The 13,717-nt window shown below is 59.7% G+C and carries 15 protein-coding genes; 8 read left to right on the forward strand and 7 right to left on the reverse strand.

Going from position 1 to position 13,717, the window contains the following annotated elements; translation table 11 throughout:
- The first annotated feature begins 29 nt into the window (after positions 1–29).
- Positions 30–1,382, forward strand: coding sequence for a GntP family permease (locus LOY28_RS06400; protein ID WP_018926438.1), 1,353 nt, complete (start codon positions 30–32; stop codon positions 1,380–1,382).
- Between the two features lie 242 nt (positions 1,383–1,624).
- Here LOY28_RS06400 and alaC read toward each other — a convergent pair whose 3' ends face one another.
- Positions 1,625–2,842, reverse strand: coding sequence for an alanine transaminase (gene alaC / locus LOY28_RS06405; protein WP_018926437.1), 1,218 nt, complete (start codon positions 2,840–2,842; stop codon positions 1,625–1,627).
- Between the two features lie 139 nt (positions 2,843–2,981).
- Here alaC and LOY28_RS06410 point away from each other — a divergent pair, with 139 nt between their 5' ends.
- The 3 genes from LOY28_RS06410 to LOY28_RS06420 all read left to right on the forward strand — a co-directional run bounded on the left by LOY28_RS06410 (position 2,982) and on the right by LOY28_RS06420 (position 5,012).
- On the forward strand, positions 2,982–3,644 hold the full coding sequence (locus tag LOY28_RS06410) for a LysE family translocator (protein ID WP_258613230.1): 663 nt from the start codon (positions 2,982–2,984) through the stop codon (positions 3,642–3,644).
- A 69-nt stretch (positions 3,645–3,713) separates the two neighbouring features.
- Positions 3,714–4,199, forward strand: coding sequence for a GyrI-like domain-containing protein (locus LOY28_RS06415; protein WP_018926435.1), 486 nt, complete (start codon positions 3,714–3,716; stop codon positions 4,197–4,199).
- Between the two features lie 324 nt (positions 4,200–4,523).
- The gene (locus tag LOY28_RS06420) at positions 4,524–5,012 is read left to right on the forward strand and encodes a GNAT family N-acetyltransferase (RefSeq protein ID WP_018926433.1); all 489 of its coding nucleotides are present in this window, start codon (positions 4,524–4,526) and stop codon (positions 5,010–5,012) included.
- 39 nt (positions 5,013–5,051) lie between these two features.
- On the opposite strand, the gene LOY28_RS06425 is transcribed toward LOY28_RS06420, so the two are convergent.
- Together LOY28_RS06425 and LOY28_RS06430 are read right to left on the reverse strand one after the other, a co-directional pair.
- On the reverse strand, positions 5,052–5,657 hold the full coding sequence (locus LOY28_RS06425) for a pyridoxamine 5'-phosphate oxidase family protein (RefSeq protein WP_258613231.1): 606 nt from the start codon (positions 5,655–5,657) through the stop codon (positions 5,052–5,054).
- A gap of 19 nt (positions 5,658–5,676) precedes the next feature.
- Entirely contained in the window at positions 5,677–6,162 is a 486-nt protein-coding gene (locus LOY28_RS06430; protein ID WP_018926432.1) for an N-acetyltransferase, read from the reverse strand.
- 139 nt (positions 6,163–6,301) lie between these two features.
- On the opposite strand from LOY28_RS06430, the gene LOY28_RS06435 reads away from it, so the two are divergent.
- The 3 genes from LOY28_RS06435 (at position 6,302) to LOY28_RS06445 (ending at position 8,482) form a co-directional block, all read left to right on the forward strand.
- Positions 6,302–6,727 carry a nuclear transport factor 2 family protein gene (locus LOY28_RS06435; protein WP_018926431.1) on the forward strand — a complete coding sequence of 142 codons (426 nt, stop codon included), beginning with the start codon at positions 6,302–6,304 and terminating at the stop codon, positions 6,725–6,727.
- 98 nt (positions 6,728–6,825) lie between these two features.
- Positions 6,826–7,170, forward strand: a complete 345-nt coding sequence (locus LOY28_RS06440) for a YciI family protein (RefSeq protein ID WP_019651728.1) — start codon at positions 6,826–6,828, stop codon at positions 7,168–7,170.
- A gap of 76 nt (positions 7,171–7,246) precedes the next feature.
- The gene (locus LOY28_RS06445) at positions 7,247–8,482 is read left to right on the forward strand and encodes an RNA polymerase sigma factor (RefSeq protein ID WP_018926429.1); all 1,236 of its coding nucleotides are present in this window, start codon (positions 7,247–7,249) and stop codon (positions 8,480–8,482) included.
- 123 nt (positions 8,483–8,605) lie between these two features.
- Here the strand turns inward: LOY28_RS06445 and LOY28_RS06450 are convergent, their stop codons facing one another.
- Entirely contained in the window at positions 8,606–9,460 is an 855-nt protein-coding gene (locus LOY28_RS06450) for a LysR family transcriptional regulator (protein ID WP_018926428.1), read from the reverse strand.
- Between the two features lie 89 nt (positions 9,461–9,549).
- On the opposite strand from LOY28_RS06450, the gene LOY28_RS06455 reads away from it, so the two are divergent.
- The gene (locus LOY28_RS06455; protein WP_111454781.1) at positions 9,550–9,987 is read left to right on the forward strand and encodes a multidrug/biocide efflux PACE transporter; all 438 of its coding nucleotides are present in this window, start codon (positions 9,550–9,552) and stop codon (positions 9,985–9,987) included.
- A gap of 60 nt (positions 9,988–10,047) precedes the next feature.
- On the opposite strand, the gene LOY28_RS06460 is transcribed toward LOY28_RS06455, so the two are convergent.
- The 3 genes from LOY28_RS06460 to LOY28_RS06470 all read right to left on the reverse strand — a co-directional run bounded on the left by LOY28_RS06460 (position 10,048) and on the right by LOY28_RS06470 (position 13,503).
- Positions 10,048–10,770, reverse strand: coding sequence for a TylF/MycF/NovP-related O-methyltransferase (locus tag LOY28_RS06460; RefSeq protein WP_018926426.1), 723 nt, complete (start codon positions 10,768–10,770; stop codon positions 10,048–10,050).
- Positions 10,767–11,633 (reverse strand): hypothetical protein, encoded by an 867-nt coding sequence (locus tag LOY28_RS06465; RefSeq protein ID WP_138866930.1) that lies wholly within the window; start codon positions 11,631–11,633, stop codon positions 10,767–10,769. The genes LOY28_RS06460 and LOY28_RS06465 overlap by 4 nt, the downstream gene beginning before the upstream one ends.
- A 253-nt stretch (positions 11,634–11,886) precedes the next feature.
- A complete protein-coding gene (locus LOY28_RS06470) occupies positions 11,887–13,503 on the reverse strand; it encodes an inorganic phosphate transporter (RefSeq protein WP_018926424.1) in 1,617 nt (538 codons plus the stop codon).
- Between the last annotated feature and the right edge of the window lie 214 nt (positions 13,504–13,717).

The raw sequence follows: 13,717 nt of genomic DNA on the forward strand, positions 1-13,717 counted from the left end.
ATAACAACAACAAACAGGAGACACCCCCCATGTTTGGCATGTCCCACGAGTCGTTTCTGCTGCTCGATGCAGTGGTCACGGTGATCGGCTTGATTGTCCTGATCACCAAGTTCAAGTTTCACCCGTTCATTGCATTGATCATCGCCGCCGCGTTCCTCGGGCTGACCTCCGGCATGCCGATCGGCACCATCATCAAGGCGTTCCAGGACGGTTTCGGTGGCGTTCTCGGTTTCGTCGGGATCATCCTGGCGTTGGGCACCATGCTCGGCAAAATGATGGCCGAGTCCGGCGGGGCGGACCAGATCGCCCAGACCCTGATTCGGGCCTTCGGCAAGGACAAGGTGCAGTGGGCCATGATGTTCGCGGCCTTCCTGGTCGGCATCCCGCTGTTCTTCGAAATCGGCTTCGTGCTGCTGATCCCGCTGGTGTTCATCGTCGCCCGTCGTACCGGCGTGTCGATCATCAAGATCGGTATCCCGCTGCTGGCCGGTCTGTCCGCCGTGCACGGTCTGGTTCCTCCGCACCCGGGTCCGCTGCTGGCGATCGGCGTGTTCGGTGCCGACATTGGTAAAACCATTCTCTACGGCCTGATCGTTGCGCTGCCGACTGCCATCATCGCCGGTCCGATCTACGGTACGTTCATTGCCAAGCACATTCCCGGTCATCCGAATCAGGAACTGGTGGACCAACTGGCGCGGGAGTCGGATTCCGCCGATCTGCCGAGCTTCGGCATTACCCTGGTCACCGTGCTGTCGCCCGTGTTCCTGATGCTGCTCAAGACCTTTGCCGATGTGGTGCTGCCGGATGGCAACTTCTTCCGCACCTTCATGGACCTGATCGGTCACCCGATCTCGGCCCTCCTGCTGGCATTGCTGCTGTCGCTGTACACCTTCGGCTACAAGCAGGGCATCGGTTCGCAACAGATGCTCAAATGGCTGGACTCGAGCCTTGCGCCGACCGCCGCGATCATCCTGATCATCGGTGCCGGTGGCGGTTTCAAGCAGATGCTGGTGACCAGCGGTGTAGGTGATGTGATCGGTCACATGGCAGTGGCGGCTCAGATCTCGCCGATCCTGCTGGCCTGGCTGGTAGCCGCGGTGATTCGCATCGCGACCGGTTCGGCAACCGTGGCGACCATCACTGGCGCCGGCATCGTGGTGCCGGTAGTGGGGATGATTCCGGGCGTGAACCGTGAGCTGCTGGTGCTGGCCACCGGTGCCGGTTCGTTGATCCTGTCCCACGTCAACGACGCCGGTTTCTGGCTGGTGAAGCAGTACTTCAACATGACCGTGGCGGAAACCTTCAAGACCTGGACCGCGATGGAAACCATCTTGTCCGTGGTAGGCCTGGGCTTCATCCTGCTGTTGTCATTGTTCGTCTGACACGAACGGCCAACACAAAAAAACCGCAGCGATGCGGTTTTTTTGTGGGTGAGATCTAACCCAATGTCGAGCAAGCTTTTTGTGGCGAGGGAGCTTGCTCCCGCTCGGCTGCGTAGCAGTCGTAAATCCGTCCACCGTGTTCTATCTGAAAAAAACATGGTGATTGGTTTTGGGGCCGCTTCGCGCCCCAGCGGGAGCAAGCTCCCTCGCCACAGATGTTTGTTCTCACAGGGTTTTGTGTGTCAGGCGTTGGTTTTGGTGACCAACCCATCCGCCCGAAACATCCCGCGAATTCCGCGTACGGCCTGACGAATCCGGTCCTGGTTTTCGATCAGCGCGAAGCGCACATGATCGTCCCCGTACTCACCAAACCCGACACCCGGCGAGACGCAAACCTTGGCCTCGGCCAGCAGTTTCTTGGCGAATTCCAGCGAGCCCAGGTGTGCATACGCCTCGGGAATCTTGGCCCAGACATACATCGACGCCTTCGGGTTCTCGACCATCCAGCCCAATTCATGCAAGCCTTTGACCAGCACGTTGCGACGCTGGCGATACTGTTCGGCAATGTCGCGCACGCATTGCTGATCGCCTTCCAGCGCCGCGATGGCCGCGACCTGCAGCGGGGTGAAGGTGCCGTAGTCGTGGTAGCTCTTGATCCGCGCCAGAGCGTTGACCAGCTCCGGGTTACCGACCATGAAGCCGATGCGCCAGCCCGCCATGTTGTAACTCTTGGACAGGGTGAAAAACTCCACCGCGATGTCCTTGGCGCCGGGCACTTGCATGATCGACGGGGCTTTCCAGCCGTCGTAGACGATGTCGGCGTAGGCCAGGTCGTGCACCACCAGAACGTCGTACTGTTTGGCGAGGGCGATCACCCGCTCGAAGAAGTCCAGCTCCACGCACTGGGCGGTGGGGTTGGACGGAAAGCCCAGGATCATCATCTTCGGTTTCGGAATCGAACCGCGAATCGCCCGTTCCAGCTCGGCGAAGAAATCCACGCCAGGGATCAGCGGCACCGACCGCACCTGGGCGCCGGCAATCACGGCACCGTAGATGTGAATCGGGTAGCTCGGGTTCGGCACCAGCACGGTGTCGCCCTGGTCGAGGGTGGCCAGCATCAAATGCGCCAGGCCTTCCTTGGAACCGATGGTGACGATGGCTTCGTTTTCCGGGTCGATATCAACCTGGTAGCGATCCTTGTACCAATTGGAAATCGCCCGGCGCAGGCGCGGAATCCCTTTGGACGTGGAGTAGCCGTGGGTGTCTTCGCGCTGGGCGACGGTGACCAGTTTTTCGACGATGTGCGGCGGCGTGGCGCCGTCGGGGTTGCCCATGCTCAAGTCGATGATGTCTTCGCCACGACGACGGGCGGCCATCTTCAGCTCGGCAGTGATGTTGAAAACGTAAGGGGGGAGTCGATCTATGCGCGCAAAGCGGCGCGGCGAACCTTGTTCGGCCATTGTTGCCTCGAATAACGTAAGCGCCCGGAACCGTCCGAGCGACGCTGGCCACTGCGGTGGCCTGTGGCGGAATGTAAGGGCAGGTATGGCAAACTGTCCAGCCTCTACGTAAACAATTTTTTCCGAAGGAAACGGGTTGATGGAATTTACCAGTGGCTTCCTGCTCAGCCTTTCGCTGTGCCTGGACATCGGCGTGGCCAATATCGCGATGATCACGCTGGCGATGCAGCGCGGCTATTTCCAGGGTTTTGCCCTGGGGCTGGGGACTTGCGTCGGCGACCTGATTTACGCAGTGCTGGCACTGGCCGGCATGACCGTATTGCTGCAATACGAAACCGTGCGTTGGGTGTTGTGGATCGGCGGGTCGGCGTTGCTGCTGTACTTCGCGGCGAAGATGATTCATTCGGCGATCTACCACAGTGCCGTGTTGGCCGAGACCGCCGACGTTGGCCACAACTCCCATCGCAAAGAGTTCTTGCGGGGGATTTTCCTCGCCATGTCGTCGCCCAGTGCGATTCTCTGGTTCGCCGCGGTGGGCGGCACCCTGATTGCCCGCTCCGGTGGCGGCGGCACCCTCAGCTCGGCGTTGTTTCTCGGTGGATTTCTCTGTGCGGGAATTCTCTGGTGCGTCACGCTGTGCTTTGCGGCGAGCCATGGCGGCAAGCTGCTCGGAGACAAACTGCTGCGTTATTCCTACATGGCATCGGCCGCGATCTTCTGCTATTTCGCGGTGTACGTGATTCTTTCGGGTTACAACGAGTTTGTCGGTGCGCCCACCGGCGGGCAGCTTCCAGGGCTCTGACTGGGCGAATCGGGTTTGGCTTCTATACTCCCAGCCGAACCCATCTTTTTCGTTCCCAGGAGTCGAGTCATGGATGAGCAAAAACGCGTCGAACCGGCAGAACCACGCTTCGAAAATGGGCACTTCATGCTCATAGCGGGGCTTGGCGGGCGATTTACCCAAGAGACGGCCGGCAAGATTCCCGAGCTCTGGGATAAATTCGTTCCCCACATCGGCAATGTTCCCGGGCAAAAGGGCGAAGTGACCTACGGCGTTTGCTGCAACCCGGACGGCAAGGGCGGTTTTGAATACATCGCCGGCGTCGAGATCAGCAAGCTCGACGACCTGCCCGAGAAATACCGCTGGGTCGAGATTCAGCCCCAGTATTACGCGGTGTTCGAGCACAAGGGCTCGCTGGATACCTTGCCCCAGACCTTTCAGTACATCTGGAACACCTGGTTGCCGCAGTCCGGTCACGAGGCAGCGGATGCCCCGGAGTTCGAACGCTACAGCGAAGACTTCAACCCGAAGCTCAATACCGGCGTGCTGGAAATCTGGCTGCCGATCAAGTCCTGATCACATTTGCAGAGGCGGCTCAACCGGCCGCCTCTGCATGTCCTGCGGGCACTATTTTCCCTTGTTCACCCGTCGCGCCCGCAACAGGTCGATCGCCAAAGAAACGAAGCCGAACGTGCTGATGCCCAACAGCATAAGAAGACCGATTTGGACGCTGCTCATGGTGTATTCCCCTCATGGTGACTAGAGACAGGCAACACAAATAGCCCCGGGAGACGCGCAATGAAAGTGCCTATACGAAGGCTTTACGGCACTTGTCGTGATCGATATGAACACCTTATTAATTTATGATCCCAGCCTTTCCCCCGCCGATTCCGAGCTGCCATGAACACCGTCATCCGCCACGTCATTCCCGCTGACCTGGACCGTTGCTACGCCATCGAAACCGTTGCCTACGAAGGCGACGAAGCCGCCACCCGCGAGAAAATCGCCACCCGCATCGCCACTTGGCCCGAGGGCTTCATCGTCGCCGAAGTGGATGGCGTTGTAGCCGGTTTCGTCAATTCCGGTGCGGCGTTCGAGGTGGAAATGTCGGACGAGGCGTTCAAGGAACTGATCGGCCACGACCCGGCCGGCCCGCATGTGGTGATCATGTCGGTGGTGGTGCATCCGGATTATCAGGGGCAAGGCCTGGCAAAACGCTTGATGGGTGAATTCATCCAGCGCATGCGCGCACTGAACAAGGCCAGCATCCACCTGATGTGCAAAGAGCGGCACATTGCGCTGTATGCCGGGTTTGGGTTTGTCTATATCAAGCCTTCGGCGTCCGACCATGGCGGGATGGCGTGGCATGAGATGGTGCTCACCCTCTGATTGATTGTTCCAACGCAGAGCGTGGTAACGACCAATCCTCTAATAGAGACTATCGCGCACCCTGGCCGGTGCTTCCCGGTCATACGTCTCGGCATCGAACTGCCCATCGTTCAGCCGTTTGTGAAACGCGCCGGCGGTCGGTAGGGCAGAGCGGTCGAGGTAGCGCTCGGGGTTCCACAAATCCGAACGAACAATCGCTTTCGAACAATGGAAATACGCCGCTTCCACCGTCACCAGCATTACCGTGCGCGCCGGTTTGCCATTGACGGCAAAACTCTCCAGCAATGCGGGCTCGGCGCTGATCTGCGCCGTGCCGTTGACCCGCAGCGTCTCGCCGATCCCCGGAATGATGAACAGCAGCGATACCCGCGAGTCGAGCACGACATTGCGCAGCGTGTCGATGCGGTTGTTGCCGGGGCGATCCGGGATCGCCAGCGTGCGCTCATCGATGATCCGCACAAAACCCCGCGTATCGCCGCGCGGTGAGCCGTCCATGCCGTCGGGGCCGACCGAGCTGATAATCACCAGCGGCGAGGCGCGGACCATCGCCTGATAGTCCTCGTTCAAAAACGGGATCTGCTTGCGCACCGCGCGCTCATGGGGCAGGCCGTAGATCGCTTCCAGCGCTTCGATTGAGTTCAACATTCGTTCATCCCTCCATGAATCAGAAAACCAGTCCCATCCGTCGTTCGTAACCGATCCGGCCTTTGTACGCTTCGCCGCTGTCGACAAAACCGTATTTGGCATACAGCGCGATGGCCGATTCATTGTCGGCATCCACCGATAACTCCAGCCCCTTGATCTCCGGCCAGGCCTGGCGCGCAACCTCGGGCAGGGCTTGCAGGCAGGCCTTGCCGTAACCTTTGCCCTGGGCGCGGTGATCGACTTGCAGGGCGTGCAGGGTGGCGCTGTGTTCGTCGGCCCAGGCCGGCAGCACCGGCGGGCGCTTGAGCAGCAGGAAGGCCACCGGAACCTCTTCGGCCAGCAGAGCAAAGCCTTTGACGCCAGGCCCCGGTTTGGACAGCAAGGTGTGCAATGCACCGTGGATGTCGCCGGAGAATCTGATCTGTTCGGCGTGGATTTCGATGGCCTCGACCTGTCGGCGCTGCAAGGCGTTCAGGCTTTCGTAAGGCACGAGTCGGGCTGTCACTGGAGTGTCCTTTTTCCAACACAAATGAGCCTCGGATTCTAGCGAGTTTGCCTCCATGGATTATTTTTATTTCGGTTGTCGATTTGGCTTTTCGCCAGACGACTAAAGGTGTCTTCAACAAAAAACGTGGAGAACCCTCATGAACGCTCAGACACAAATCCATAACTTGATCGAGAACTACCGTCAGGCGGTCATCGCCAAGGATGTGGAAAAGGTCATGGCCCTGTACGCCGACGACATCGTCTCCTTCGATGCCGTCAAAGCCCTGCAATTCAAGGGCAAGGCGGCCTACCGTGCGCATTGGCAGGAATGCATGGAGATGTGCCCCGGCCCGCATATTTTCGAGTTCCATGAAATCAACGTCGTGCCGTCGCAGGAGATCGCTTTCGCTCACTGGCTGGCGCATTGCGGCGGCACCAATGAAAAGGGTGAAACCCAGGCTTGCTGGATGCGCGTCACCGCGTGCTATCGGCAGGAAGCGGGGCTCTGGCAGATCGTCCACGAACACTGGTCGGCTCCGTTCGACATGACCAGCGGCGCGGCGCTGTTCAACCTGGAACCCTGATGGTCGGGTTGTTTATCGGAAAGCAGCGCCAAAGCGCCAATCGACAGCCATAGTTGATCAGTTCGGTCACGGCAAAGCCGCCTGAAATGGAGAGTCCCATGAAGTATCTATGCCTGGTCTACAGCAACGAGCATGAATTGCACTCGCTGCCCGAAAGCCCCAACGACGCCGAGTGCATGGCCTATGCCGAGTCGATCCAGGGCAGTGGCCGGATGATCGCCGCCGAAGCGCTGGAGTCGGTGCAGACCGCGACCACCGTGCGCATGCGCAACGGCAAAATGTCGATCACCGACGGCCCGTTCGCTGAAACCAAGGAGCAGTTGGCCGGCTTCTACCTGATCGATGCCAAGGACCTCAATGAAGCCCTCCAGGTCGCCGGTAACATTCCGGCGGCCCGGGTCGGCTGCGTCGAGGTGCGGCCCGTTCGCCAGTTGAATGTCTGAATAACTATCACAACAGGAGTTCTTTTATGAGTGTGCAATCCGTCCAGCGAAAAATGGCCCCAGGCATGCCGGACTGATGCCGGGCGAATCGGTACGGGCGCAAGTCGAGCAGGTTTATCGCGATGAGTCGCGGCGAATCCTGGCGACCCTGATCCGCTTGCTCGGCGATTTCGATCTCGCCGAAGAAGCGCTGCACGAGGCGTTCTTCGTCGCGGTCGAGCGCTGGCAGCGCGACGGCGTGCCGGACAATCCGCGTACCTGGCTGGTGTCTACTGGCCGTTTCAAGGCCATCGATGTGTTGCGTCGGCGCGCGCGTTTTAACGCGTCCCGGCCGTTGTTGATCGCTCAACTGGAGGCGCTGGAGCAGGCCGACTGGAGTGACGAAGACGTGGAAGACGATCGCCTGCGCCTGATCTTCACCTGTTGTCACCCGGCACTGGCGGCGGACGCTCAAGTGCCGCTGACCCTGCGTGAAGTCTGCGACCTGACCACGGAAGAAATCGCCCGGGCTTTCCTCTCGGCACCGGCCACCATCGCTCAGCGCATCGTGCGCGCCAAGGCCAAGATCCGTGACGCGAAAATCCCATACCAAGTGCCCACCCTGACGGAACTGCCCGAGCGACTCGACAGCGTGTTGCGGGTGATTTACCTAGTGTTCAACGAAGGGTATTCGGCGTCCATCGGCAACGAGCTGATCCGTGAAGACCTGACGCGCGAAGCGATTCGTCTCGGTCGGTTGTTGATGGAGCTGTTGCCTGAACCGGAGGTGATGGGGCTGCTGGCGCTGATGCTGTTGCATGAGTCCCGGCGCCCGGCCAGGACCTCCGCGAGCGGTGAGCTGATTGTGCTGGATGAACAGGATCGCTCGTTGTGGAACGCCGAGCTGATTGCCGAAGGCTGCGCCTTGATTGAGCGGGCGTTGACGACAAGGCGCTTCGGGCCTTATTGCCTGCAAGCGGCGATTGCCGCGGTGCATGCCGAAGCGCCCTCGGCGGCAGAGACGGACTGGGCACAGATTGTCGGTCTGTACGACGTGCTGCTGCGGGCGGTGCCGTCGCCGGTGATCGAACTGAACCGCGCGGCGGCGCTGTCCAGGCGCGATGGCCCACAGGCAGGGCTGACGTTGATCGAAGGGATTCTGGCCCGGGGCGAGTTGCTGGATTACCACCTGGCGCATTCGGCACGGGCAGAGTTTTGCCGGCAGTTGGGAAGGGTGGAAGAGGCGCGAGCGGCGTATCAACGGGCGCTGGAATTGACACAGCAGGTGCCGGAGCGGCGGTTTATCGAGGGACGGCTCCGGGCGTTGGAGTGATGTGATTTCAATGGCCCCATCGCGGGCAAGCCACGCTCCCACAGGATTGTATCGAATCGCAAAGGTGTGATCGCCTCAATCCTGTGGGAGCGTGGCTTGCCCGCGATAAGGTCCGCAGGACCTTCATTCCAGCATCTTGCCCAATAACCAACTCCCCGCTGGCCCCGGCGGGTGCAAACGCGACCACAGCGCATCGACATACACCGGTTTCGGCCAGCCGCGCACTTTCAATTCCACCAACGAACCAGCCCCGAACCGTCCCACCAGCCATCGCGGCAACGGTGCCCAGCCGAACCCGCCCTGGGCCATTTCCAGCAGCATCAGGTAACTTGGCGCCGACCAGACCCGCCCCTTCGCGCGGCTTTCATACGGATTGACGATCGTCGCCAGACGCAGTTCGCGGTGCTGTTGCAGCACGTCCTGATCGATGTCGTTCAGCGTCGCCAATGGGTGCGCGTGGGACACGAACAGGGCGATTTCCGTGCGCTCGTCCACCGTCGAACTGACCAGATCCGGCGGGTAGCTGTCCTGCATTTCGGCGAAGGCGACGTGCGCGCGGCCGCGTTGTACCAGTGCTACCAGGTCATCGCATTCGGCGATCAGGCATTCAAGTTCCAGGTCCGGGTAACGCTGCTCGAAAGCACTGAGCGCCGCTTCGAAACGGTCGGACTGGTAAGTGTCGGAAATCGCCACGGTCAACTTTGGCTCGATGCCTTGGGACAGTTGGCTGGCGGTCATTTCCAGACGGCTGGTGGCGGCCAGAATCTCCTCGGCCCGTTGCAGCATGACGTGCCCGGCCGGGGTCAGGCTCGGCTTGCGGCTGCTGCGGTCGAAGAGGACAAGGTTCAGGTCGATTTCCAGGCTCGCCACGGCGGCGCTGATGGTCGACTGACTGCGCCCGAGCTTGCGCGCCGCGGCGGAAAACGAGCCTTGGGTCGCGGCCTCAACAAACGCCAGCAACACTTCGTGGGAAGCCATGAACTATCGCCTTGATCGATGGTTATTGGTTATGAAGTATCGGTTCGATGACGGATCATGGCAACCACAGTCACTCAGGGAGTCTGGCCATGAACGCCAACAAATCCATCACTGAACGCATCTTCCAGGCCATCGGTTTCGAGCTGCTGGCGATATTGATCTGTACTCCGCTGCTGGCCTGGATCATGGACAAACCCATGTTGGAAATGGGCGTGGCAACCATGGCGATTGCAGCCCTTGCCCTGGCCTGGAACGTGGTCTTCAACGGCCTGTTCGACCGCATGCTCAAGCGCTTCGCCATTGTGCGTAACGCTTGGGTCCGCGTGGTGCATGCGCTGTTGTTCGAAGGCGGGCTGGTGGCGTTTGGGGTGCCGTTGATTGCCTGGTGGCTGAAGATCAGCCTGTGGCAGGCGTTCCTGCTTGACATCGGCGTGCTGCTGTTTTTCCTGCCGTACACCTACGTGTATCACTGGGGTTACGACGTGGTGCGGGAGCGGTTGATGGTGCGCAGGGCGTTGGAAGGGTAAAAGCAAAGATCGCAGCCTTCGGCTGCGATCTTTTGATCTTTGTTTACAGGAACTTGTGCATCAAACGTGGAAGTAGCCCACGCACGAATCGAACGGCAGGCGCTTGAGTTCGATCTTGTTCAGGTCGAGCACTTCGCGCAGGGCTTTGGTTTCGCCGGGGAAGTTGCGATAGGCGACTTCGTCGAGCACTACGATCGCGCCTTTTGGCATGTACGGCAGGAAGGTTTCCAGAGCGACTTTGGTCGACTCGTACAGGTCGGTGTCGAGGATCAGCATCGCCACCACCAGGTCCGGACGCGTCTGGACCCACTCCGGCACAGTCTTGACGATGTCGCCTTTGACCAGCTCGCAGCGCGGGATACGGTTGACCGGGCGCAACAGGTCGTTGGCGTCGATCATGTCCTGGATCAGCGACTGGTCGGTGTCGGAGAACATGGTCTCGTTGACGTCCGCCGGGTCTTCTTTCTTGTCGATACTCTGGAAGCCTTCGAAGGTGTCGAAGCCGATGATCGACCGGTTGATCGCGTAGGGTTCCAGAATCATCGACAGGTGCATGTAGAGCATCAGCGAGTTGCCCTTGTACACGCCGCATTCAATGATCGCGCCAGGGATTTCGGCGACTTTCTTGAACAGCTCCATGCGCGACAGTGCAGCGGTCACGCCGATGCGGTGGGCGAAGACAAATGGCGCGTCGGCCACATACTCGGCGTCGACCCGTTTCAGGACATTGGCACGGGTTTCGTTGTATTGAGCCTCGGCGGGCGTAATGCGACGCTTGGTCATTGCTGGATTCCTTGGAATTTCGAAAAGTCGTGAGCGTGGAAATAATCGTTGAACCCTGCACCGACGTCCGGGCAGGCGCTGTCGACGTTGATCGCCCCGCGCTTGTGCTTGAGGTCGTCAAGGTGCATCAGGCGGAAGTCCACACTGAAGCGGGTCTGTTGCGTGTAGTTGGGAACCGTACCATGCAGGTGAGAACCGGAAAAAATCAGCATGTCGCCCATGTTGCCGGCCACGCGGATTTCCGAAGAAGTATTGATCTCTTCCAGTGGAACCGGGTGTACCCGTACTTCCTCCTTGAGGTTTTCCTTGGCTCGATGACGCTGGTTGTTGATCCAGTCGGACAGGCTCCAATCCTTTGAAGTGTTCTTCACCGGTAGGTCGAAATAACCGCCATTGATCATCATGGTCTGGTCAGGGCTGATGGTATGCACCGGCATCCAGGTGTTGATCTGACAGTCGACGCCGCCGTACCAGGTGTCGCGATGGGGTTTGTAGGCATAGCTGACGCCGGCATGCAGGTAGTCGAAGTTAGGCACTACGCGGATTCGTGGCACGTCGAAAATGTACTCGCGAGGGTCGACACCGATTTCATCGATGAAGCCCAGAATCAAGTCCTTGGCGCGTTGGCTGTTAGTGAACTGGCTCTTGAGGCGAGTGACCAGGACCACGAATTCTTCCACCGGCATCAACGTGTGCAGCGCCTGGTGATTGGTCTCGCCGTCGAAGGCGGCAGTGATGCTTTCTTGGGCAAACGCACACAATTCTTTGGCCGTGCGTAGCTGAGTGTTCAGGAAGATGTCGCCTGCGTAGATGGCTTCTTTGAAGTCAGCTTTCTTCTGAAGCTGATTGATATACAGATTCACGGTTCCCCTCCTGAATACATCGAGTCTCTTAATAGTCGGCAACACGGTAGCAAACTGAAGTGCTATCCGGCGGGAGAGGGATCAATAAACGATTAATCCCATGAATTTGCGACGAAATGCTTTCGCCGGGCAAAAAAATCCCTGTAGGAGCGAGGCTTGCCCGCGAAGAACGATAACGCGGTCATTCGGGTAGACCGCGGTGCATTCTTCGCGGGCAAGCCTCGCGCCTACAGGGAGTGGGTGTTCAGGTTGATCAGAAAAACTTGGTGAACAACCAATACAAACTGCCCGACAACACAATCGCCGCCGGCAAGGTCAGTACCCAGGCCATCAGCAGGTTGCGGATGGTCTTCATCTGCAAGCCGCCACCGTTGGCGACCATGGTCCCGGCCACGCCTGAAGACAACACGTGGGTGGTCGATACCGGCAGGCCGAACATGTCGGCGGCGCCGATGGTCAGCATCGCCACGGTTTCTGCCGAGGCGCCTTGGGCGTAGGTCAGGTGCGTCTTGCCGATTTTCTCGCCGACCGTCACCACGATGCGTTTCCAGCCGACCATGGTGCCCAGCCCCAGGGCGATGGCCACCGCGATTTTCACCCACAGCGGAATGAACCGCGTGGCGTTGTCGATCTGTTGCTTGAACAGTTGCAGCTTGCCGGTGGTGTCGGTGTCGAAGTTGCCGACCTTGTTCTTGTCCATCAGGCGAATGGTTTCGCTGGTCAGGTACATGTCGTTGCGCACGTTGCCCATCGCTTCGGCCGGGACTTTCGACAGAGAGCCGTAACCCTTCACTTCGTTACCGATTTGGCCCGCCAGCGCGGCGAGGGCGGGGATCAGTTGCGGGGTGGCTTCCTTGTTGCGCATGTAGTCGGTCAGCACCGGGCGTGGATCGGTGGGCATCGGCAGTGGTGTGTTTCTCATCAGGGCTTGCTGGGTGACTTCGGCCACCGCGGCGAATTGCAAGGCCTGATCCGCCGGCATGGTGCGGTTCAGCGCATACGCCATCGGCAGCGTGCCCACCAGAATCAGCATGATCAGGCCCATGCCTTTCTGGCCGTCGTTGGAGCCGTGGGCGAAGGACACGCCGGTGCAGGTCAGAATCAACATGCCGCGAATCCACCACGGTGGCGGGGTATTACCCTTCGGCGCCTTGTACAGCGCGCGATTTTTGACGAAGACGCGCAACGCCAGCAGCAACAGCGCGGCAAACGCGAAGCCGATCAGCGGCGACAGCAGCAACGCGTAACCGACCTTGGTTGCCTGGGCCCAGTCCACGCCACTGGTGCCGTCGCGGCCGTGCATCAAGGCATTGGCCACGCCGACACCGATGATCGAACCGATCAGGGTGTGCGACGAAGAGGCCGGCAAACCCAGCCACCAGGTGCCGAGGTTCCACAGGATGGCGGCGATCAACAGGGCGAAGATCATCGCGAAACCGGCGGAGGAGCCGACCTGCAGAATCAGCTCCACCGGCAGCAGGGCGATGATGCCGAACGCCACCGCGCCGCTCGACAGCAACACCCCCAGGAAGTTGAAGAACCCGGACCAGGCCACGGCGAAATTCGGTGGCAAGGAGTGGGTGTAAATCACCGTCGCCACGGCGTTGGCAGTGTCGTGAAAACCGTTGACGAACTCAAAGCCCAAGGCAATCAGCAGTGCCACGCCCAACAGCAGAAACGGCGTCCAGGTGGTGACCACCGTGCCGAGTTCGCTCATGTCGTGCATCAGGCTGTAGGCGGTGAACAACAGCCCGCTGCCCAGCACGGCAAAGAACATCACGAAGGTGAGCAGGCCGGGTTTTTTATCGAACTGCGGCCTGGCGCCACTGGCGGGCGCCTGGGAGGCGGCGGTGAAGGAAGGCGTAGCCATGCCGGACAATCCTGAGCAGAGAAGGAGTATCGGCCATGATCGTTGCTAAATATTACAGTGAGACTGCGCTGGGTCAGTGTTTGGTTTTTTTGTGATGCCGGATGCTAAGGCAGGCAAATACCTGTGGCGAGGGAGCTTGCTCCCGTTCGGCTGCGAAGCAGTCGTAAAACCAGAGAATTCTGTTTGAATGAATAAACCGGATAGGGGCCGCTGC

This window comes from Pseudomonas sp. B21-017 (assembly GCF_024749245.1).
Lineage (GTDB): Bacteria > Pseudomonadota > Gammaproteobacteria > Pseudomonadales > Pseudomonadaceae > Aquipseudomonas.

What these genes read in the sequence shown, in the direction of transcription:
- LOY28_RS06400 (WP_018926438.1), top strand. Translation starts at nt 30, where the DNA reads ATGTTTGGCATGTCCCACGAGTCGTTTCTGCTGCTCGATGCAGTGGTC.
- alaC (WP_018926437.1), bottom strand. Translation starts at nt 2,842, where the DNA reads ATGGCCGAACAAGGTTCGCCGCGCCGCTTTGCGCGCATAGATCGACTC.
- LOY28_RS06410 (WP_258613230.1), top strand. Translation starts at nt 2,982, where the DNA reads ATGGAATTTACCAGTGGCTTCCTGCTCAGCCTTTCGCTGTGCCTGGAC.
- LOY28_RS06415 (WP_018926435.1), top strand. Translation starts at nt 3,714, where the DNA reads ATGGATGAGCAAAAACGCGTCGAACCGGCAGAACCACGCTTCGAAAAT.
- LOY28_RS06420 (WP_018926433.1), top strand. Translation starts at nt 4,524, where the DNA reads ATGAACACCGTCATCCGCCACGTCATTCCCGCTGACCTGGACCGTTGC.
- LOY28_RS06425 (WP_258613231.1), bottom strand. Translation starts at nt 5,657, where the DNA reads ATGTTGAACTCAATCGAAGCGCTGGAAGCGATCTACGGCCTGCCCCAT.
- LOY28_RS06435 (WP_018926431.1), top strand. Translation starts at nt 6,302, where the DNA reads ATGAACGCTCAGACACAAATCCATAACTTGATCGAGAACTACCGTCAG.
- LOY28_RS06440 (WP_019651728.1), top strand. Translation starts at nt 6,826, where the DNA reads ATGAAGTATCTATGCCTGGTCTACAGCAACGAGCATGAATTGCACTCG.
- LOY28_RS06445 (WP_018926429.1), top strand. Translation starts at nt 7,247, where the DNA reads ATGCCGGGCGAATCGGTACGGGCGCAAGTCGAGCAGGTTTATCGCGAT.
- LOY28_RS06450 (WP_018926428.1), bottom strand. Translation starts at nt 9,460, where the DNA reads ATGGCTTCCCACGAAGTGTTGCTGGCGTTTGTTGAGGCCGCGACCCAA.
- LOY28_RS06455 (WP_111454781.1), top strand. Translation starts at nt 9,550, where the DNA reads ATGAACGCCAACAAATCCATCACTGAACGCATCTTCCAGGCCATCGGT.
- LOY28_RS06460 (WP_018926426.1), bottom strand. Translation starts at nt 10,770, where the DNA reads ATGACCAAGCGTCGCATTACGCCCGCCGAGGCTCAATACAACGAAACC.
- LOY28_RS06470 (WP_018926424.1), bottom strand. Translation starts at nt 13,503, where the DNA reads ATGGCTACGCCTTCCTTCACCGCCGCCTCCCAGGCGCCCGCCAGTGGC.